Here is a 19,748-nt window from a genome sequence, read left to right on the forward strand (position 1 = left end):
AGTTAAACCTATACGCGAACGGCCAGACGCCGCCGCTTCCTAGCATATCATACCGGGTCCGGGCATCACCGCCGGCTGCTATAGATCACCCCAACAAGCTCGCCCTCGCGGCTGATGACTCCAACTATGCCGATGCTGTTGGTTCGGGCAAGTTCTCGCGCCTCCGGAAGCGGTGTGCCAACCTCAACAAAATGATCGCCTTCTACCGGACGCATAACAGTGCCGACCGAAACGCTTCGCCATTCCGTACGCTCGACAGACTTCACATCTTCAAGCAATAGCATTCCATGGAGCCGCTTTGCGGCGGCAACAGGAAAAATTGCCTGCGGATTCATTGGGAGAATAGTTTCAACAAACTGATGTATGGTCGTTTCTGGCGATACGGAGATCGGGAGCATCATCGCATCTTCAACAAGTATTCTTGCCGATGAGCGCACTTCCAATATTATCTTCTTGGCCGAATCAAAAAGAAATATGCCTGCGAGCACAGCCCAAAATCCGGTAAAGAACTCGAGCCGAAAGATCGCAATGATGAGACCGAAGAAGATGAGAGCTACGGCGATCACTTGTCCGAATCGGCCTGTCAGGATCGTTGCTTCATCGAGATCACGGCCGGAACGCCAGAGATACGCACGAAGCACCCTTCCTCCGTCGAGAGGATAGCCGGGGAGCATATTAAAAACAGCGATCAGAAAATTCAAAAGCGCAAGGGCGTATCCAATGATCACCAAGATCGGCATATTAGCAGATGTGTGCGAGAATGCCATAAGCATTCCCAGCATTGCAAAGCTTGTGATCAACGAAAACCCGCCATGACTTACAAATGGCAGTGTTATTCCCGTCATCGGCAAAGCTCGAGTGATCCCGCCAATATTAACCAGTGCTTGAAATCCGATGAACGCCGCAAGCCCGATCGAACAAAGCTTCGTGAACATATCTCTGGAATCCAAAGCCGTTCTAACGCCGGCACTTACAAGCACGATCAGCGCAAAGGTTACCAACAAACCCCCGAAAAGTCCAAGTTCTTCAGCGAGTGCGGCGAAGATGTAATCGGAATCAGCCACAGGTATCAACTCGGGATGCCCGAGACCAAGTCCACGTCCGGTCATCCCGCCGGAAGCAAGTCCATATGTTGCCTGCGCAGGCTGGAATGCGAGAACGTCGAACCATGCATCGATATTTATGGTCCGCATTAAATTTGGGTCGCGCTCGATCAACTGCGGAAGGGATGGGTCTTTTTCGACCAATTTCCTATAGTAGCCGTTGAAATCATCTTTCCACCAACTTGTTTCAGTATCTGGTGGGTTAAAACCGTCGAGCCATAAATGAAATCTCTGCTGAATGCGGTCCGGAAGTACCGACTTGATCGGCTTGGCAACAGTCGGTAACAGCGGGATCCTTTCTTGGGTAGAAACTGGGAGAGCCCCGACCACCAGGACGCTCGCAAGAAATAAAACGCTGCCGATCAGAATGAATCTTTGGGAAAATCGTCTTACAGCGATGAGGTAGAGGGTTATATAAACCCCACTGAATACCATCATTTGGCCGAAATCTTTTAGGACAAAGAATGGGAAGAAAGGAAGGGCCGCCATAAAGATGAGCGGCACAACATCTCTTGCACGCGGCAGGCCCCAATAGGTTTTTGCGAGATTTTTATACAGAACGGCGAGTACTGCCGCGAAACCTATCAAAAAAGGGATCTTGGCAAGTTCCCAGGGGGTCATATTGCCGATCGATTTTCCTGCTCGGGACGTGATGGCCGCAAGTATCAGTGGGCCTAACGTTAAAAGTACGATGAGGAATCCGTTCTTTTGGAGCATCTCAAGGACGCGTTCCTGTCTAATGATAAAGAACGCAGCGACTAGGGCAATCAATCCTAGGACTGGATTAATTGTCTTTCCGGAGAGGAGCACGGAGCCCATAGCCTCCTCGGATGGACGCGGAGTTTCTTTTGATAGATCGACAGGTGATGGGGGCGTTGCAGGAAGTCCCATCAGTTGTTTTTTCTCAGCAGAGTAATTCTCCTGAATGTAATGCATCTGCGCGGTCTTTATCTTTGCTTGCCGCGCCTCGGCCTTATCCCGCCGGGAAATATATTCAGGATCGCTAAAGAGCCTATACTGAACGGTCAGGCCGATAGAGAACAAAAGCACTGCAGAAGTGTACAACGTCCAACTTCCGGAATATTTCCCGATCTTTTTCAGGAAGATCGGGACGATCGCCAGAAGAGCCACCAGAGCCACATTTCTATAGCCGGTGATCCAAGATGCCTCATAACCACGTATAAGGCCTCCGTAATATACGGAATAGTGTGAGATCGCCGTTACAAGCACGATCAACAGCAGTATGAAGAAATGGGATGAAGTGCGATTCTTCAATTGGATTTTCTCCTTGCCGGAGCCGGTCTCTTAGGAGCTTGTCGCGGCCTATATTGCTCTCCTAACAAACCCAGTTCGCGTGCTTTCAAGATGACATTCGCCGCGATCGGTGCTGCGGTACGCGAGCCATAGCCGCCGCCCTCAACGACTACAGCTATGGCAAATCTTGGACGCTCTATCGGTGCCAGACTGATGAACCAGCTATCTGAACGTTTTACCATTATTGGGACCTGATATTCTTCCCAATCGCCGGCTTCGTTTCGACGTCTTCGTTTTTCGGTCTTCAGTTCCCCGGTCTTCTCATCGAACAGCGGCACTTGTTTTTCAGCAGTTCCGGTCTTTCCTCCGGTTCGAATACCAGTGCCGGCGAGTTTTCCGGCGATGACGGTTCCGGTACCTCCGGGTTCTTCGGTAACCGTGGACATCACCTCGCGAACAACAGCGGCTTGTTGAGGTGTCAATATCTGGGAGAATGCTTCCGGTTGTCGATCCAGCTCTATCCTCGGCTTCATCAATTTTCCTTCCATATTTCCCGCAGCAGCTGTTATTAAGGCCATTTGAAAAGGTGTCATCTGGCCTGCATATCCCTGGCCGATACCTTCCAGTCCAATATCAAAAAGGGAAATATCTTTCCCCGTAACGATGGTCGATTGCTGGGGGGCGATCGAATTGGCGATGGCCGGTGTGCTTGCATTCAGCACTTGAGGAAAAAATTTTGACATTACCGCTTCTTCGGGAGTTTCGACCGGGAGTATCCCAAGAGCGATCGCGGTTTCTCGAATTCGTTCACGTCCAAGTGCGATCGCCAATTGCGCAAAATACTGATTGCTTGAAACCTTGAACGCGGTCCGAATGTCCTTTTCCTGACAGCCGCCGGCACAAGCTCCGCTAACGTTCATACCGTCGCGACTCTGACTGGCATCCACAATAGGTATCGAACCACGAGTTGGTTTGAAGCCTTCGGCATAGCTCGGAAAGGTCAGGTTCTGTTTTCCTGCGCGAAATGCGGAGATCATGGTGAAGAGCTTAAAAGTCGATCCGGGAACGTAGAATTCACGCATGGCTCGATTGAGCAGAGGTTTATTGCGTTTGTCGGCCTCGAGTTTTAGATACTCGTCCAGATCGTTCGCTTGAGCGAGGTTGTAGGAGGGGTTTGAGAACGAAGCAAGAATATCGCCCGTCTGAGGATCAAGGACGACTATAGCCCCGTTCCGGCCATCAAGTTGCTGTGCGATAAACGCCTGAAGATCGCGGTGTATCGTAACTCTTACGTCTTTATTCTCGGGTTCTGGCCTTCGGTATTTCCAAAGCACTTCCCAGGCTTCCGGCATCGGATTCTCTGTTCGCTGATATAAAGTCCGTTCAAGTCCGGGAGTGCCACGTTCGGTGCCGAGGAAGTGGGCCATTTCCTTTTCAAGTGAGTATGAACGCACGATCTCGCCCTTAGCGTCCAATTTGTAATACGCAAGCGCAGATGCCAGGTCACCATTCCGGTCAAGCATCCATCCGCGGAGATTTGCCGCCGTCGTTCGACGATTTCGAAGATCTTTGTATGCAAGTGCCTGGAACTGCTCGTTCACATCTCCTGCGAAATAGGTCCAATAGACTTGAAATCCGAAGACCGTAAGGGCAAGGATTATGAATACACATTGCCAGATCCGAATGCTTCGATTCGCAATGGTTTGCGTAAGGCGATTTTTTACTTCACGCGGCAGATCAAGTTCAAATAGAAATTTTGGACGTCGAAAATTGTCAAAGAAGGTGATAACCAGGAAACCGATGAGTATTCCGAGAGCAATGATATAGACGATGCTCAAGCCGGCAGGTGTCCGCTCGAGTACCTGTCCTCCGAACCAATATTCCGGACGGAGATAGTCCGTGATCACTTGTAAAAGCAATAATATCATTGCAGTTTATCTTTTTCTCCCTCCTTTTCATCAGAAGCAGTGATCAACTGAGAAGGCTGTAAGGCATTTTCCGACTGCAGCTCTTGTGGATTTGAAAAAGAGGGGGACTGGCCCTCAGGACTTAACCACTCTATTCTCTTTGAAGCGAAGAAAAGATCACCGGCCCTAAGAGCTTCTGTCGTCTCCCGGCTCATGGTATGAGAGGCCTTCGAATCAGGATGTTCTGTTAGCTGTTCAATATCGATCGTTATGGTAACCACTCCAAAAGTTATTGTCTGACCTGAGACCAACTCTACGGCTTTGCCGTATTCTAATTTTTTACCTTCAATAAAAGTTCCATTCGTTGAACCAGTATCAGCTACAACTATCCGTCCGTTCGAGTTTAAGACGATGGCGGCGTGGTACTTAGAAATACTTCTATCGTTGATGGCGATATCGTTTTCTTTCGTGCGTCCAATGCTGATCCTCTTGTTTGCGATCAGCTGGATTATTCTTTCAAAAGCTTTTCCTTCGATCGAATAGCGGACACGTATTTTCCGATAAAGCGGGGCAGATGGTTTCGAATCATTAACTCGCTCCGTTTCTATTTTGCTTTCTGAGTTATCATCGGGAACAGATACATGGATCTCCCTTTCTTCCTCGTTTCCTGTCAATTCCTCAAAACTGACAAGCAACTTCACGCCTTCTGTAAAATAGTCCGTTTTTACCGAGATCCTGATCGGTGCATAACTGTAATAATGTCGGTCATTTATATGATCGATCACCGCGATCAGCATCTCATTCTCCAGTGCTTTGATGGCATTATCCGCATCGGTCGAGAATTTGTCCCACTGCATTTTTAACTGAATGTTATGTGGCGCAAATTTGCGACCAGAGGCATCTTCGCGGATCTCGGCGTCCAGCAAAGCTTTTATCCGCTCGATCAGCTCGCTGGTTGCAAGGGTGCTTCCGGGTTTCCATCCCCGTCCCGTTAGCCGGTCGAAAAGATCGCCGATCTTTGTCAAGACGCCTTGAACTAACCAATCCGGTGAGATCGTTCTCTTGTTTGTCGGCTGCCCGGTATGCATCAATAATAAAACGAAATTATCTGTAAAATTGTTGCCATTCTAACTGAGCTTATAAAGAATCAGAAACCAAATTAAGAATTGATCGGCTGAAGCCCTTTATTTAGTCCGTTTATTGAAATTAAAGCGATTGTAAACATTCGGATTCGATAGTAATATCCTTGTAGCTTTTACCGTAATGATATGAAAACAAGAGTCGGCATCATATTTGGCGGCCGCTCCGGAGAGCATGAGATCTCGGTGAGGTCGGCTTTGTCCGTCATCAACGCGATCGATCGCAGGAAGTATTCGCTTGTTCCGATCGCTATCGATAAAGAAGGACACTGGCTGAATCCGTTTCGATCGGCCGAATTGTTCCCGGATGACGTAAGGGTTGATCTTCTAAACGGAATACAGGGGGCAGACGGAGCATTCGGCCTATTGCCGGATCGCGGTTTCAATGGAATGACCTCCCTTGCAGGTGCCGAAATGCCAAGTATAGGATTGGACGTTATTTTCCCGGTCCTGCATGGAACCTATGGTGAGGATGGGACTGTCCAAGGATTATTCGAGCTCGCTGATATTCCATACGTTGGCTGCGGGGTACTGGCCTCCGCGTGCGGTATGGACAAGTCCACGATGAAGGCATTGTTTCGGGAAGCCGGACTGCCGATTTGCAAATACGCATCTTTTCTTAGAAGCGAATGGGAATCTGACCCAGATCGGATCGTCGGGGAGATGGAACGTTCGTTGGGTTATCCGATGTTCGTTAAGCCGGCAAATCTTGGATCCTCTGTTGGGGTTTCGCGTGCTGGTGATTCGGTCGAGCTCCGGAGAGCGGTTGCTCTTGCAGCCGAATATGACCGCAAGATAATCGTTGAGGAAGCACTTACAATGCGTGAGATCGAGTGCGCAGTGCTCGGGAATGAATATCCACAAGCAAGTCTTCCAGGCGAATACATTATAAGAGACAAAGCGAAATCATTTCTCGACTACACAGAAAAATATGCCGGAACGGGCAACAACGAGTTCATTGTCCCGGCACCGATCTCTGAGGAATTAACTGAAAAGGTTCGTGAAATGGCACTTGCCGCATTCAAGGCTATCGATGGCAGCGGACTCGCGAGGGTCGATTTCTTTCTCCGTAGCGACAACGGTATGCTCCTTGTCAATGAGATCAACACGATGCCGGGATTGACCGATGCTTCAGGTTTTCCAAAAATGTGGGAAGGCAGCGGGCGTTCTTTTACAGATGTGCTTGATACACTTATTTCACTTGCGATCGAGAAACATGCAGACCGAGCACGAAACAAGACCACTTTTAACTCTAACCACTAAAACGAAAATAGGGAGGATGAATAATGTCAGTTGCCAAGAATATAGAAATCACATCTACCTCAAAGGTAGGTTTTGAGGATGCTATCAAGAAGGGAATTGAGCGTGCGGCACGCACGATCGATAACCTGCGGGGAGCTTGGATAAAGGAACAAAAAGTAAATATCGAGAACGGTCAGGTTAGCGAATATGTCGTGATGATGATCTTGACGTTCGTTCTTTCGGAAGACGAGTAGTTCTACCTCGCTTTTTCGGCGTGGTAGCCTTTTCGGGTTCTAATCGTCAAACCGGGACGGGAAATGCGGAGTTCCAAAGAGCGCCACTTCCCGTCCCTATTATTGTTCTTGGGTGAAAATCCGAGAGTGTATTGAGTTCCGAGTTCATTTACAATTCTCTCGAATGCCTCGCGCAATCTTGCACCGCCGGGGCTTTCAATGAATGTGCCGCCACTTCGTTCAGCAAATCGGCGCAACGACGCGGCAGCAGACATCCTGTCCTTGGCGGAAAGATTAGGTGATGCCATATCGACAGTGTAAATGACCGCATTGACAGCCAAAGCAGCTTTTAGAGCCGCATCCGCGGAACGTCCGCTCATGGTATCAGCACCATCGGAAAGAACAATTATTGCCTTCCTCGGTTCCGGCCGGTCTTGGAGTGCTTCGGCGGCTTTGAAAATGGCATCATTCAAAACTGTCATCCCATACGATCTAAGGTCAAAGATCGTTTCCATTACGTCACGGCTATTTGAGAAATCCTGGACGAGAGCAACCTTTGAATCAAAACGATAAATAGCGGCTTGATCGTCGGTCCGCAAGCCGTCGAGAAAACGTATCGCTGCTGCACGCGCAACAGATATTTGCTGGCCCATGCTGCCGGACGTGTCCAAAAGAATGACCGCGGCAAAAGGCGTTTCTTCAGCGGCGAAAAATTCTATCTCCTGCTTTACGCCGTTCTCAAATATAGAGAATTCTTCCTTCTTCAAACCACTTACGTGTCGGCCTTCTCGATCAAGTATCGAAGCATTCATTATCACGATAGACGAATCAACGACTAAGATGTCATCGTCATTTTGGGCGAATGCGTGTTGAGCCGTGAACACAATAATGCAGATAAATGGCAGGATTGCTGAAAGAAAGCGATAAGAAGTGGCAAAATGCAGATTCATTTCCTCAATCGGAGAAATCTGGCAACGGTGATAATGGCGTTAGAAGTTTGAATAGCAGCTGCCGAGATCGTGAAGCGGGTAGATTTCTGAAGTTCTTCGACTAAGGTTACCGTTGATTGCTTCAAAAACTGAAAGGCATGTTTAACATCAGGTTTTTGCCCGATCTCCTCTTCGACGCGTTGTTCTGCTTCCTTATCCGAACCTCCGCCGAGATCTTTTCGTATTCTGGAGACAAGCTTTTCTAATTCTTCCAGATCCTTAATGTCCTCTTGGGAGAATTGATTATTCTCATTTAGCGATCTTTCCAATTTTTCCGAGAGCTCAAGTGCATCAGAGCCGCGCCTTATCATTGCCAAATGCTCTTTCCGTTCGCGTTCTATACGCTGTTTAATAAGCTGTTCGCGGATCGTTCTCGGCTGATCTTCGCGACTTCGCCAACGATCCGCCATCGGCTCCGGCGGTTCTGTTGTTGGTGTCTGACCCATAACGGCAAAACCTGTGGCGAGCACGAATGCCGTTAACACCGATGCGGTTTTGATAAGCCTTATCATTTGGCTATGGCTGGTCGATCGTTTGAGGCGGGTCCAATAGCTTCCCGGTCATCGACTCGACCAATTTTACCAGAAATTCCTCTTCTGCGAGCCCGGAACTTGGGACTGTTCTCCATTCGGTGAAAAGTCCCGCACCGGCCCGTCCTTCGATCTTTGCCACTACGGACACATTATTTCTTATACCGTCGATCGGCTGTATCGTTACGGTTAATGTGTATTGTCCGCGCGTCCAAGCGGTGTCATCAAACTGCAAGACGGCATATCGCTTCATTTCATTGGTGGCGATCACCTGTCCGCGGCCGAACACAAATGGTTGTGAGACGATGACGCCTTCTGACAATCTGGATGAGGCCTCATCCAATATGATCTTTTTTTCTTTGAAGATCTCTTGAACAATGTCGATAAGTGCGTCACGGCGCCCATTCAGTTGATAGGGGTTCGGCAACCTGTCGCGCACCTGGGTCTTACCCTTTCCCCAATCGAACGAGCGGTTAACATCTGATGGGCGAGACGTCGCCTTATTTGTGTCGTCTTTTATCTTCTGGGTTTGAGAATCGACACCCTTTTGTCCGTGAGCTATGGACAGACAAAAGAAAGAAACAAAAATGCCGGAGATCAATAAACGCATAGGATCTTTCGGATAGAACTCAGATTACAATATACCTTATCTCAAGGAATGCTAAAAGATTCGATGTTGCTAGTTCTCGATTGGTTGTAATTTCTACCTTCTATTGCGGTTTTCACTGGATCTCTCTAATTCCCAAAGGAGAAGATTTTTCAGGAAAGAGTTATGTGCGGCGAACCAAGCAATGACAAAGCCAGGCAGGCCGTCAAGAAATCCACATTTAAGGATATAGCTTCTAAAGAATGCGGCGGGGCCTGACATGATGATCTTCCTTAAGGATGACGGCTTTCCGTCTTTGAACATTTGCTCAGCCGCAAGGGGAGCATAGCGCTCACCGATCATTTTATGATGTTCGGCTACGTTCCTAACGGTGTAATGCAAGATATCACCATTTAAGGTGTCTGTCACCGCATTGGTGTCCATTTGAAAACTCTCGTGTACTAGAACATCCTTCCAATGTCCCTTGGTTCTATTGAAAAGACGCAATTGCCGATCTGGATACCAGCCCGAATGTCTGATAGGTCTATCCATATAGAATGACAGGCGGGGAATTTTGTAGCCTTGAGCCTTTGATCCTTTTTGCCTTAGATCTTCGATCTCCGCTTTTAGTTGTGGTGATACCCGCTCGTCAGCATCTATGCTCAATATCCAATCGTTTTCCGCGGAATCGGTCGCAAATTGCTTCTGATCCGAGAAGCCACCCCATTCGCGGATGATAGTGCGAGACCCTAATTCCTTAGCTATATCTACCGTTCGGTCTGTGCTATTTGAATCGACAATTAGGATTTCATCGGCCCAATCAACTGAAGCGATTGCATCGGCAATGTTTGCCTCTTCGTTGAAGGTAATGATCACCGCAGAGATCTTCACGCAGATGATTTTCGCAGAGTAGATCTAAATAACAAAGCAAAGCCCGCAAAATTCACGGGCTAAACAACAACATATTAAAGAGAAGGTCAGCGTCAATTACCGCGAATGGGTGATTCGAGAACGATGTTATTGCGTTCAAGAGTTGTGGCCGTAACTCGCTGAAGATCAGCTATCGCCTTGCGGTAATCGGTCTCGGCCCGGATCTCAGAATTCCGTGCGTTGGTCAGGGCATTCTCGCGCTGGAACAGCAAAAAGGTCGTTGAACGTCCAGCGTCAAAAAGCCGACGTTCGCCTTCAAGCTGAACGCGCTCTGCGCCACTGCTATAAAAAACACCGCCGACCCCAGCCAAAGAGCCAGCAAAAGCAGTCTGATATTTGACACGAACTTCATCGTCTATGCTATGTCCGGAAACGATATTATGCTGGTTTTCAAAAAAAAGGGCAAAAGTATTGCAGTATTCGAACGTAGGCCCGATGTTAGAGATTTTTTATGATAAGCATCATTGTATAAATGAGGAACAAAAAAACTCCAAAATAGCTTGAAGACAATACTCTCATTATAGTCAATCGTATTGGAAGTACATTGATCTGAGGCGTAAGCGTTGGTGGGCCGCTTGGCCTGGCACCTTGGGTAAAACAGCAAGGTAGCTTCAGGGTTGCTTTTTAGCTCCGACTATTTGTAAGAAAGCTTGGAAAACAAACCTAGGGTTTTGAATTAAATAGCGACGCCAAAGTCGTTTTGGCTCCTTCCACAATCTAAATAGCCATTCGAGTCCAATGCGGCTTAACCATCGTGGGGCTTCTTTGACATTACCTGCGAAAAAATCGAAGGAAGCCCCAACCCCGAACATAACGCATGAAAGTCGTTGAGCGTTTCTGGACATCCAACGCTCCTGCTTTGGACACCCAAGTCCAACAAATAAAAGAGCAGGTCTTGCTGACTCTATTTCTTGAATGATCTTAGCTTCTTCGTTAGACGTTGGTGGTCGAAATGGAGGCGAAAATGCATAACTAACGGTAAGGGAGGGAAATTCTGTAGAGAGCCGATCAAGTATCCCAGATATGACGTCCTCGGAGGCGCCGTAAAATCCTACCGACCAGCCTTTTGAGGCAGCGACCTCGCACAAGCGGGTCATCATATCGTTAGCTCTTGTCCTTTCAGCCTGTTTGTGTCCGAGCAACTTCTGCATCCAAACAAGCGGCATCCCATCAGGGATCACTAGGTTTGCTGAGTTTACTAATATTGCGAATTCAGGATCATCAAAACCCTCCATAACCATATGGACCGTAGAAAAACAGATATATCCTCCCTGTCTTTCTAACACCATTTTTTCAACCTTGTCGGCTATGGACGTCGCGCTACAAAGATCCACGTCAAGACTCACGATCCTGACACGCCCTTGAGTTGTGAGCCCGGTTTTCTCAGTTTCATCCATTGATCGTATTCGCGTATATACGGCTAAGCCGCTGGACGTATTGACCTATCTCAAAATGTTTACGAACAGTTTCTATTGCTTGTAGGCCAATATCTTCAAGGTTGACCTCTCCTCGTATGGTCTGCTTTAGTTTCTGAACAAGCTCAGCTTCCGAGAAAGGTTCCACCAAGAAGCCATTTTTCGCGTTTTCAATAACCGTTCTTACTGAGGCAACATTGCCGACAATTACGACACAGCCAGTCGCCATTGCCTCAAGCATGGCCATCGGCAGTCCTTCACCATAACGTGATGGCAGTACAAAGATATCTGCCTCCCGTATGATATTCCATTTCTCATTTCCGCGAATCACGCCTCCATACACGAAACGATCGTCCAAGAGAGAAGCCATCTCAGTGACGAAGTATTCTCGAAGAGGCCCTTCGCCGTAAGCTCTAACATCAAAATCGAGCCCCTCTTTCCTAAGAATTCGCACGGCATTGGTCAATTCGTGCAAGCCTTTCGATTCATGCATCCTTCCAAAATAAAGTATGCTTGGCCGATCGTTACTGCGTTGAGCTTTTTCTATGAATCGACCTGGGATCGCATTTGGAAGAATGAAGATATTCTTCGGTGCCCATCTTTCTTCGATCAAACCTTTTTCGTGATCGCTGTAAACAACTATAGAGTCTGCCATACTAAGCAATCTCTTCGTCGTGAATCTCATTGCCTTTGAGGGAATGTCCTCTATGAGGTACTTTCCTCCATGTATTGCCAGAATCACAGGAGTGCGGGTTAAACGAGCGATTGCCAACAGTACCGCATCACGAGTTATCGAACGATCAGTCAGGGCGGTATTAATGTGAAATACATCAGGCCTGAATCGGAGTATTTGAGCGATAAAGCGAAAGGGTAAAATCAATTGGCGTATGGCCCAAAATACCCCGGAACTTTCTCTGTCTTCGCGGCCTGCTACAAAATGAAGGAATTGGTCCGGACAATATTCGATTATCTGGCGAACGATAGTCGAGATACCACTTACATTGCGGCTTTCATCGAGGCTCGGAGCGGTTATGAGTATTTTCATCAGTTATGCGCAAACAATAGGCAAAATTCGAATTCTATCCGTTTGCAACGACCTGATTATTAACATACAAACAAAGAGATGCATATGGAAGCAATGCGATCCGTAACGAAGAGTCAGAGGCCAGAGGCATTGCCGAACCGCGTGCCGGAATGGGTAATGCCGTTCATAAAATTCGGTGTTGCGGTTGTCGATATATTCATCGCGGCTGTAAGTTTTTTGCTTGCGTTCAGGTTGCGAGAGGGGGCGGCGATCTTTTCGGGTGACAATTCTCTGTGGTCGCGAGAGTTTTCGCCGTACTCAGGAATTCTGATCGCGGCTATTATCGTCCGTTTTGCGATGCTTCTTTATCAGCGAGTCTATCGATTTCACGGTGTGTTCTCATACGTTCAGGAAGGAATACGTATTTTCAAAGCAATAGCAGTTGGATCGCTCATCATCGTTTCTTGGGCATTTCTTTTTCGCGGGGGGTTTGCATACAGAGATTTTTCATATTCAAGGGCTGTTTTTGTTCTCGATTTTCTTATCGCACTTGTGCTCTATCTTTTATTTCACTTGGTCATCAGGGCGATCCAGACAAGGTTCCGGAAACGAGGAATAAATTTGGTCCCGACACTAGTTGTGGGCACGAATGCTGAAGCTCTTCAAACGGTACGGGAACTCGAACGCCGCCCGGATCTGGGATTCAAGATAGTTGGGGTTGTAAGAAACGGGAACGATCCCGGGCCTGAAACTGGCGAGCTGGGAGGCGTTTCTGTTGTCGGTGCGGCTGGCGAACTTGCTGATCTGATACGTGAGCTCCGGATCCAGGAAGTGATCATCACCGATGATTCCGTTCGTGGCGAATCACTATTTGATGTGATGATGCAGACAGGACGTTCCCGTCGAGTTGAGTTCAGATTTGCTCCCAGTTTTTTTGACCTGTTGCCGCAGAAGACGAGCGTAGAACAAATAGGTGTTCTTCCGATGGTCAGGCTTTTTCGTGAGCCGCTTTCGGATACGGATCGTCTGATCAAGCGACTTTCTGACATCGTGATCGCATCATTCGCTTTGCTGATCACATTTCCGGTTTGGCTTATTACCATGCTGCTGGTTCGTTTTAGCTCGCGCGGTAATATTTTCTTTCGTCAAAATCGTGTTGGCATGGATGGCCGTATCTTTCAATGCTATAAATTCCGTACAATGTTCGCCGATGCAGATGATACCGTGCATCGCGAAGCATATAAACGGAATATTGAAGGTGAGAGCGGCGAGGGCGGTCTGCACGGAAAAGTAAAAGACGATCCAAGGGTTACTCCAGTCGGGCGCTTTTTGCGTCGCTGGAGCATCGATGAACTTCCGCAGTTACTTAATGTTCTTAAAGGCGATATGAGCATCGTCGGCCCGCGTCCTCCGATACCGTACGAAGTTGAAGAATATAACATTGAGCACCGCAAAAGGCTGGATATGAAGCCGGGAATCACTGGTCTGTGGCAGGTATCAGGACGCAGTACGATCTCTTTCGAGGAGATGGTTCGATTGGATCTTTTTTATATTGAGAATTGGTCGCTGCTGCTGGATATAAAGATCATATTGCTGACCATACCGGCGATCTTCCGAGGCGAGGGTGCAGAATGATGATAGCCGATGCTCTACGTTTCGGAGCCCAATTGCTTGCCGAGGCGGCGATCCCGGAACATTCAAAGGAGGCAGCGTCGCTACTTGGTTTTGTGATAGGACGTGACCGGGCATACTTGATCGCGCACGATGACCTTCAACTTGGAGCCAAAGAAATTGAACGATTCGAAGCCGTTCTGCGGCGACGTGCTTCACATGAACCATTTCAGTACATAGTCGGAAAACAGGAATTCTTCGGACTTGAGTTCAAGGTAACGCCAGACGTTCTTATTCCTAGGCCTGAGACCGAGATACTAGTTGAGCATGCGATCGATTGGTTGAATAGACGGGAGGCTCGACGATTTTGTGAGATCGGTATCGGTTCAGGTTGTATCTCACTGGCAATTCTTGCGAATGTTCCGGATTCGACATGTATTGCCGGAGACGTCTCGGAAAATGCCCTCTTGGTTGCTGTAGAGAATGCCTTGCGACTCGGCCTTCAGCAACGTATCAAGATCGTCCTTTCAGATATATTTGCATCGATGGACGAAAGGGGTCTTGATCTTATAGTCACAAACCCGCCTTACGTCGCTTTGAAAGATATTGGCGGGCTGCAAATAGAGGTTCGCGAGCACGAACCCCTTGTTGCATTGACTGATCGTGGAAATGGATTAGGTATAATTCGCCGGATCATTCACGATTCAGCAGAGCGGCTGGCGCCGGGCGGGCGGCTATTGATGGAGATAGGCTGGGATCAATCTGAACCTGTCCAGGCCATGCTTCTGCCTGAGGTCTGGCAAAGAATAGATCTTATTCCTGATCTTCAAGGCATTCCGCGGGTCGTGTCGGCAATAAAAACAAGTGATTGATCACTGTATAGTCAAAACGCATCACATTTTCCAGACACGAAATGCTTGATTTTTATCCGATTTTGGGTTTACTATAAGGGCGTTCCATCAAGGCAGTTTGAAAAGTAATCGATGACGTGGATTGGCCAAATACCGTTTCGGCTTGGCCCAGGTCTTCCCCTAGAGCTTCAACAAGAGGCCAGTTCCGTTTTCAGGTTCGGAGGTGTCAATTATGCTCTACGCGTTGCTAGCCCTCGTTTCCCTCCTGTTGACCGCAGGTTCGTACTATATGTACACCAACAGCGGTGGGAACACGCTTTATCTCGTCAGCCTTATCGTATTTCTGATCGCAACGATCGGGTTGGGCGGTATGTTTCTTTCAGGACGTGTAAACCAAAAGGAAGATATCCATATCACTGAATAGCTGCGATCTATAGGTTTTTGTTCCTTGCTTTTAGCGGGCCTCTGCTACGGCATTGGCTCGTTTTTATTTCACCCACTCAGGTTTTCAAAAACTTGACATTTATGTAAGGATTTAGCAATCTTTAATTTTAGATCGACAATGCCAAAGATAGCCGATATCCAGGAAACGCCGAACCCGAACGCGGTAAAGTTCATCTTGAAGGAGCCGATGTCATATGGCACTTCGCACTCCTTCAAGTCTGCTGAGGAGGCCGGGACAGACGAGTTTGCCAAGTCGATATTTGACGTTGGCGAAGTTGTCTCAGTCTTTTACATGGATAAGATGGTTACCGTCGAGAAGACGGATGAGGCCGAGTGGGACGAGATACTTCCGGAACTCGCTGTTCCCATTAGGGCCGCAGAACCTGTTCGTTCAATAAATGGAAACGGCAACGGTAATGCCGCAAAAGCAATAGGCGGCACCCTGGGAGCCATCCTTGATGATGACCCTGTTGTTCGTGAGATAAATGCACTTTTAGACGAACGCATTCGCCCTTATCTTGCTGGAGACGGCGGTTGGCTGGAGGTCGTTGGTTTTGAGGACAAAACCCTCCGCATCCGATACGAAGGCGCGTGCGGAAGCTGTCCGAGTTCACTGACCGGAACACTGATGGCAATCGAGAATATGATCCGCGATGAGATAGACCCTGAAATAACGGTAATTGCCATCTGAACCGAACACGCCAACCCATCTCTAAATCGAATCACTGCAAGATTTTCTTGACATAGTATGCCGAATTTCGCCATAATCCTTATGGCAGCATCTTATGTTTGCTGACCGCGTCGCCGGCACATCCGCCCCGCCAATTTAGACCCCACCTATGAAACGCAGCAAGTATCACTGCCGTCATCGTCGGTATTTGGAGGAGAAACAATAGTGAATAGCGAAGAACTCGAGATTAGTTTGAAAGCTGAATTCGAGGGTTACCTTAACGATCTTTATTCTGAAATGCGGCAGCGAACCGCCGAGTTTCAGCGTAATTTTGAGGCCGAGTTCGAAAAGCACAAAGCGCAAATGGATGAAGCGATCCGTTTGCTGACGGAAAGATTCGAACAGGCCCCGAAACTTGAACCCGCGATAGCTCAATCCATTACAGAACATCTGCGCTTGGCTAAAGATGCCGGTGCGGAACTTGCCGCGACCGCATTTGACGAAGCTGAGAAACTGGTTTCTGGTTCTGCAGTATCTGTTAAATATGATGTGCTTCGTGATGCCATTGCAGAGATCTCCTCAAAGACGTCGCAATCTACAATCCTCACCTCTCTGATCTCTCATGCGCGAGAATTTGCCCCGCGCGGAGTTTTCTTTATCGTTAAGCACGGGGCTTTCGTGCCATGGAAGCGGTTCGATAGCAGCAGCACACAGGTTGTCCCCGTCGGGGACGGGCGATTCGAATCGTCAGATTCCGTTCTTGACCGAGCGGTAAACGAACTTAAGATTGCGGAGGCGTCCTATTTTGATGGATGCCTGGAAGAAGGATTTCTCGGTCCGCTCGGGCTTGGCCGTCCGGACAGGATGTATGCTCTGCCTTTGATCGCACGCGGCAGAGGAGTGGCGGTTCTGTATGTCGATTATGGCGACGGGACCACAGTAAATCTTGAAGCATTGGAAACCTTGGTTCGTGTGGCTGGTCTAACCGTGGAGCTTCTTGCTGCAAGTTCAGTTGTGAATGATCGTCAGCCGGTTGCTGAAAATACGCGACCTGAAATAACCTCATATGCGGTTCAGGAGGCCGTTTCTCCAGTTGCGAATGAGTTTCCTGCCGAGGTGCCCGAGTATTCGGGTTCTATCGAACACGTTGAACCCGACGCTGAAATACACTATACAGCCGAAGTGGTTAACGAAGCCGTGGTCGGGGAAGCCTCGGAATGGACGATGCCGGCCGAACCAATTGGGGAGCCAATTGAAGATTCCGAAACCGGATTCTCGTTCACTACCTCTCATCCCGAAGCTGAAGCCCCTGAAGAGGTCGCTTACGAATTCGTACCTGAAACTGCAGAGGAAACATCGTTTGAGATCTCCAAACCCGAACCAGAGTTTGAAGAAACGGCAGGCTCAGTTTCCAACTTAGGGTCGGCGTCCGAGCCTCATACCGATTTTGCCTTCAGCAGTAACTCAGACTTTGGGGCTTCAGCCGAGGATGTCGTTGGATCAACGGATGGGGTAGCTGAAGAGCAGGCATTTGATTCAGCTGAAGTTGCTCAAAACGGTTATCAGACCGAAGGTTCACCTGCGGTTTCTGAGACCATCCAGGCAGAGCGGCCGACCGGCAGGCTCAGCTCGCGCAATCTGGATCTTCCTATTGCTGTTTCTGAAGATGAAAGACCGCTTCATACAAAGGCTCGGCGATTTGCCCGTCTGCTTGTCGAAGAGATAAAGCTCTACAATCAGCAGAAGGTCGAAGAGGGCCGGAATTCCTCAAATCTTTATGACCAACTCCGGGAGGCGATCGATCGTTCGCGGGAAATGTATGACAAACGCGTTGAACCTATGGTAGCGTCAAAATTCGACTATTTCGATTACGAGCTTGTGAATAACCTTGCTCAAGGGGAAGCAGAAAAGCTTGGCCCTAACTATCACGCTGTCGCAGTATAGACAGTACAAAGGTCCGATTCTTCAATGGCGGCCCGTTCTGGGCCGCCATTAAAGTTTGTTCAGTGATAAGAAAACCAGGGCGGGTTCCTATGAGATTTCAAAAAGCGCACTATTTCGTCAGGCAGCTTCGACTGGCTGCACGATTTCGGTAGTCAGGACCCTTTTTCCGTAACTGGGAACCAATGAAAATCGTACATTTTTGTATTTGGCAACCTATCTCGAAACGGAACGTAAATTGCTGAAATTTTCTAAAAGCTCTGCTATGCAGAACTTGGAGCGAATACCAGGAGCTTTGTCCAGAACGACGATCAAACCAAGGAGATGCCCATGTACGGATCAAGATCTCGTAAAAGTTTTTTATTCGCGGCGGTGATGCTATCGCTATTCTCGTATTCCGCCAGCGGTTATGTTCTTATTGATGATGAGCCGGAGATAACCGATCGCGTCGCTCGCATCAGCTTTATTGAAGGTGATGTTCAGATCAGGCGGTCCGAAAACGTTGATTGGGAAAAGGCGGCCCTTAATCTTCCTATAGTCGAAGGTGACATTATTGCTACTGGGCCTCGAGCACGAGTCGAGATCCAGCTTAATTCGAGGAATTATCTGCGGTTGGGGGAGGACTCGCTCCTGTCGCTGACGACGCTCCAGGATGCCGGTATTGCCGTAAGTCTTCAGCAAGGCAAGTTGCTCCTCCGTGTAAATGATATTTCAATCGACCGTGAGTATCTTGAGATCGATGCCCCGCGAAGCACTATCGCGATCCAGCGATCTGGCGAGTATTTCATCGATGCTGCATTGAATTCCGACGAGGTGCTGATCTCTGTCTTTGATGATGGCGAAGCTCGGATCTATTCTGAAACATCAGGGTTCACCCTTCGCGATGGGCGAAGCGCTCGCCTTCTCATTTCGGGTCGCAACGCGGGTGAATGGGATCTTTCAGGCTCTTCTTACCTAGCAGACCCGATCTTTGCATGGGCAAGAACGCGCGATAATGAAATAGCCCAACGCCTCAAACGCTCACATTACGACCAATACTACGATCGCGATATTTACGGTGCAGATGAATTAACGGATTACGGTGATTGGACATTTGATCGTGATTATGGCTACATTTGGTCGCCACATCAACGTTCAATAAGCTACTACAGCAACTGGTCGCCATATAGATACGGACATTGGCGCTGGTTGCCGTCTTTCGGTTGGACTTGGGTCAATGATGAGCCTTGGGGTTGGGCCACTTATCACTATGGTCGCTGGATCTGGGTAAAAGGCCGCTGGTACTGGACGCCGTATGCATACTATAGATATTCGCGTAGCTGGTGGCGTCCGGCGATCGTTTACATAACGGTCGTAAATAACAATGTTTGCTGGTATCCGCTTTCGTATCATCAGCGCTGGTACAATTACAATCGCAATTACAACAGACGGCATCGACAAGGCAACCCCAATCCAGGGCCTGTTGCTACAAATCCAACACCGCTGCCGAGTCCTGTCCCGGTCGATAATGAAGGCCCACGTGGTCCGCGACGGTTTCCCAATTCCCAAGATCTGCCAGATACAGGCGTGATCACGGTCTCGAAAGAAGACTTTGGAAAATGGAATGTACGGTGGACGCATCCGTTCCTCCGCGTTCCCTACAAAAAACAGGGATCTGGTGAGAAATGTTTCAATAAAACGTTGCTGAAGAGCCGGTTGCGGCAACATTCCATCCGGCAAACTAGAACCGTATTGCATACGGTCTGCTCCCATGATGCGAGTTGCCGCAAACGGATACGCCGATAGAAACAACAGCCGGCGGGGCGTTTCATTTCTGTACCGTTGTAGCAGTTCCATATATAGCGAGCCAGCAAATGCATCATTCTTTCCAGCGACCACA

General features: G+C 48.4%; 18 protein-coding genes. 8 read left to right on the forward strand and 10 right to left on the reverse strand.

Going from position 1 to position 19,748, the window contains the following annotated elements; genetic code table 11:
- Window positions 1-65 precede the first annotated feature (65 nt).
- The 3 genes from JVX88_RS06070 to JVX88_RS06080 are packed head-to-tail and all read right to left on the reverse strand — an operon-like array spanning window position 66 to window position 5,190.
- A complete protein-coding gene (locus tag JVX88_RS06070) occupies window positions 66-2,378 on the reverse strand; it encodes an FtsW/RodA/SpoVE family cell cycle protein (RefSeq protein ID WP_211626438.1) in 2,313 nt (770 codons plus the stop codon).
- Window positions 2,375-4,285, reverse strand: a complete 1,911-nt coding sequence (locus tag JVX88_RS06075) for a penicillin-binding transpeptidase domain-containing protein (protein WP_211626439.1) — start codon at window positions 4,283-4,285, stop codon at window positions 2,375-2,377. Before JVX88_RS06075 ends, JVX88_RS06070 begins: the two co-directional genes overlap by 4 nt.
- Window positions 4,282-5,190, reverse strand: a complete 909-nt coding sequence (locus JVX88_RS06080; protein WP_211626440.1) for an FHA domain-containing protein — start codon at window positions 5,188-5,190, stop codon at window positions 4,282-4,284. The genes JVX88_RS06075 and JVX88_RS06080 overlap by 4 nt, the downstream gene beginning before the upstream one ends.
- Before the next feature lie 342 nt (window positions 5,191-5,532).
- Between JVX88_RS06080 and JVX88_RS06085 the strand changes: the two genes are divergently transcribed.
- Window positions 5,533-6,666, forward strand: coding sequence for a D-alanine--D-alanine ligase family protein (locus JVX88_RS06085; RefSeq protein WP_211626441.1), 1,134 nt, complete (start codon window positions 5,533-5,535; stop codon window positions 6,664-6,666).
- A gap of 23 nt (window positions 6,667-6,689) precedes the next feature.
- Window positions 6,690-6,899, forward strand: a complete 210-nt coding sequence (locus JVX88_RS06090; protein WP_211626442.1) for a dodecin family protein — start codon at window positions 6,690-6,692, stop codon at window positions 6,897-6,899.
- Between the two features lie 2 nt (window positions 6,900-6,901).
- Here JVX88_RS06090 and JVX88_RS06095 read toward each other — a convergent pair whose 3' ends face one another.
- The 7 genes from JVX88_RS06095 to JVX88_RS06125 form a co-directional block, all read right to left on the reverse strand.
- Window positions 6,902-7,828 (reverse strand): VWA domain-containing protein, encoded by a 927-nt coding sequence (locus tag JVX88_RS06095; RefSeq protein ID WP_211626443.1) that lies wholly within the window; start codon window positions 7,826-7,828, stop codon window positions 6,902-6,904.
- Window positions 7,825-8,379 carry a hypothetical protein gene (locus JVX88_RS06100; RefSeq protein ID WP_211626444.1) on the reverse strand — a complete coding sequence of 185 codons (555 nt, stop codon included), beginning with the start codon at window positions 8,377-8,379 and terminating at the stop codon, window positions 7,825-7,827. The genes JVX88_RS06095 and JVX88_RS06100 overlap by 4 nt, the downstream gene beginning before the upstream one ends.
- A 4-nt stretch (window positions 8,380-8,383) precedes the next feature.
- The gene (locus JVX88_RS06105) at window positions 8,384-9,007 is read right to left on the reverse strand and encodes a hypothetical protein (RefSeq protein ID WP_211626445.1); all 624 of its coding nucleotides are present in this window, start codon (window positions 9,005-9,007) and stop codon (window positions 8,384-8,386) included.
- Window positions 9,008-9,100: 93 nt separating this feature from the next.
- Window positions 9,101-9,874: a glycosyltransferase family 2 protein gene (locus JVX88_RS06110; protein ID WP_211626446.1), complete on the reverse strand. Its 774-nt coding sequence runs from the start codon at window positions 9,872-9,874 to the stop codon at window positions 9,101-9,103.
- 92 nt (window positions 9,875-9,966) lie between these two features.
- Window positions 9,967-10,224, reverse strand: coding sequence for a TolC family protein (locus JVX88_RS06115; RefSeq protein ID WP_211626447.1), 258 nt, complete (start codon window positions 10,222-10,224; stop codon window positions 9,967-9,969).
- A gap of 300 nt (window positions 10,225-10,524) precedes the next feature.
- Window positions 10,525-11,310 (reverse strand): WecB/TagA/CpsF family glycosyltransferase, encoded by a 786-nt coding sequence (locus JVX88_RS06120; protein ID WP_211626448.1) that lies wholly within the window; start codon window positions 11,308-11,310, stop codon window positions 10,525-10,527.
- Window positions 11,303-12,373: a glycosyltransferase family 4 protein gene (locus tag JVX88_RS06125; RefSeq protein ID WP_211626449.1), complete on the reverse strand. Its 1,071-nt coding sequence runs from the start codon at window positions 12,371-12,373 to the stop codon at window positions 11,303-11,305. Before JVX88_RS06125 ends, JVX88_RS06120 begins: the two co-directional genes overlap by 8 nt.
- Before the next feature lie 84 nt (window positions 12,374-12,457).
- Here JVX88_RS06125 and JVX88_RS06130 point away from each other — a divergent pair, with 84 nt between their 5' ends.
- The 6 genes from JVX88_RS06130 (at window position 12,458) to JVX88_RS06155 (ending at window position 19,654) form a co-directional block, all read left to right on the forward strand.
- Entirely contained in the window at window positions 12,458-13,987 is a 1,530-nt protein-coding gene (locus tag JVX88_RS06130; RefSeq protein ID WP_211626450.1) for a sugar transferase, read from the forward strand.
- Window positions 13,984-14,835: a peptide chain release factor N(5)-glutamine methyltransferase gene (prmC, locus tag JVX88_RS06135; protein ID WP_211626451.1), complete on the forward strand. Its 852-nt coding sequence runs from the start codon at window positions 13,984-13,986 to the stop codon at window positions 14,833-14,835. Before JVX88_RS06130 ends, prmC begins: the two co-directional genes overlap by 4 nt.
- A 211-nt stretch (window positions 14,836-15,046) precedes the next feature.
- Entirely contained in the window at window positions 15,047-15,238 is a 192-nt protein-coding gene (locus JVX88_RS06140; protein WP_211626452.1) for a hypothetical protein, read from the forward strand.
- A gap of 138 nt (window positions 15,239-15,376) precedes the next feature.
- Window positions 15,377-15,949, forward strand: coding sequence for a NifU family protein (locus tag JVX88_RS06145; RefSeq protein ID WP_225931349.1), 573 nt, complete (start codon window positions 15,377-15,379; stop codon window positions 15,947-15,949).
- 204 nt (window positions 15,950-16,153) lie between these two features.
- Entirely contained in the window at window positions 16,154-17,872 is a 1,719-nt protein-coding gene (locus JVX88_RS06150) for a hypothetical protein (RefSeq protein ID WP_211626453.1), read from the forward strand.
- A gap of 327 nt (window positions 17,873-18,199) precedes the next feature.
- Window positions 18,200-19,654, forward strand: a complete 1,455-nt coding sequence (locus tag JVX88_RS06155) for a DUF6600 domain-containing protein (RefSeq protein WP_211626454.1) — start codon at window positions 18,200-18,202, stop codon at window positions 19,652-19,654.
- Window positions 19,655-19,748: the final 94 nt, after the last annotated feature.

This window comes from Leptolyngbya sp. 7M (genome assembly GCF_018128485.1).

What these genes read in the sequence shown, in the direction of transcription:
- JVX88_RS06145 (WP_225931349.1), top strand. Translation starts at nt 15,377, where the DNA reads ATGCCAAAGATAGCCGATATCCAGGAAACGCCGAACCCGAACGCGGTA.
- JVX88_RS06120 (WP_211626448.1), bottom strand. Translation starts at nt 11,310, where the DNA reads ATGGATGAAACTGAGAAAACCGGGCTCACAACTCAAGGGCGTGTCAGG.
- JVX88_RS06130 (WP_211626450.1), top strand. Translation starts at nt 12,458, where the DNA reads ATGGAAGCAATGCGATCCGTAACGAAGAGTCAGAGGCCAGAGGCATTG.
- JVX88_RS06140 (WP_211626452.1), top strand. Translation starts at nt 15,047, where the DNA reads ATGCTCTACGCGTTGCTAGCCCTCGTTTCCCTCCTGTTGACCGCAGGT.
- JVX88_RS06090 (WP_211626442.1), top strand. Translation starts at nt 6,690, where the DNA reads ATGTCAGTTGCCAAGAATATAGAAATCACATCTACCTCAAAGGTAGGT.
- JVX88_RS06100 (WP_211626444.1), bottom strand. Translation starts at nt 8,379, where the DNA reads ATGATAAGGCTTATCAAAACCGCATCGGTGTTAACGGCATTCGTGCTC.
- JVX88_RS06075 (WP_211626439.1), bottom strand. Translation starts at nt 4,285, where the DNA reads ATGATATTATTGCTTTTACAAGTGATCACGGACTATCTCCGTCCGGAA.
- prmC (WP_211626451.1), top strand. Translation starts at nt 13,984, where the DNA reads ATGATGATAGCCGATGCTCTACGTTTCGGAGCCCAATTGCTTGCCGAG.
- JVX88_RS06155 (WP_211626454.1), top strand. Translation starts at nt 18,200, where the DNA reads ATGTACGGATCAAGATCTCGTAAAAGTTTTTTATTCGCGGCGGTGATG.
- JVX88_RS06105 (WP_211626445.1), bottom strand. Translation starts at nt 9,007, where the DNA reads ATGCGTTTATTGATCTCCGGCATTTTTGTTTCTTTCTTTTGTCTGTCC.
- JVX88_RS06085 (WP_211626441.1), top strand. Translation starts at nt 5,533, where the DNA reads ATGAAAACAAGAGTCGGCATCATATTTGGCGGCCGCTCCGGAGAGCAT.
- JVX88_RS06095 (WP_211626443.1), bottom strand. Translation starts at nt 7,828, where the DNA reads ATGAATCTGCATTTTGCCACTTCTTATCGCTTTCTTTCAGCAATCCTG.
- JVX88_RS06125 (WP_211626449.1), bottom strand. Translation starts at nt 12,373, where the DNA reads ATGAAAATACTCATAACCGCTCCGAGCCTCGATGAAAGCCGCAATGTA.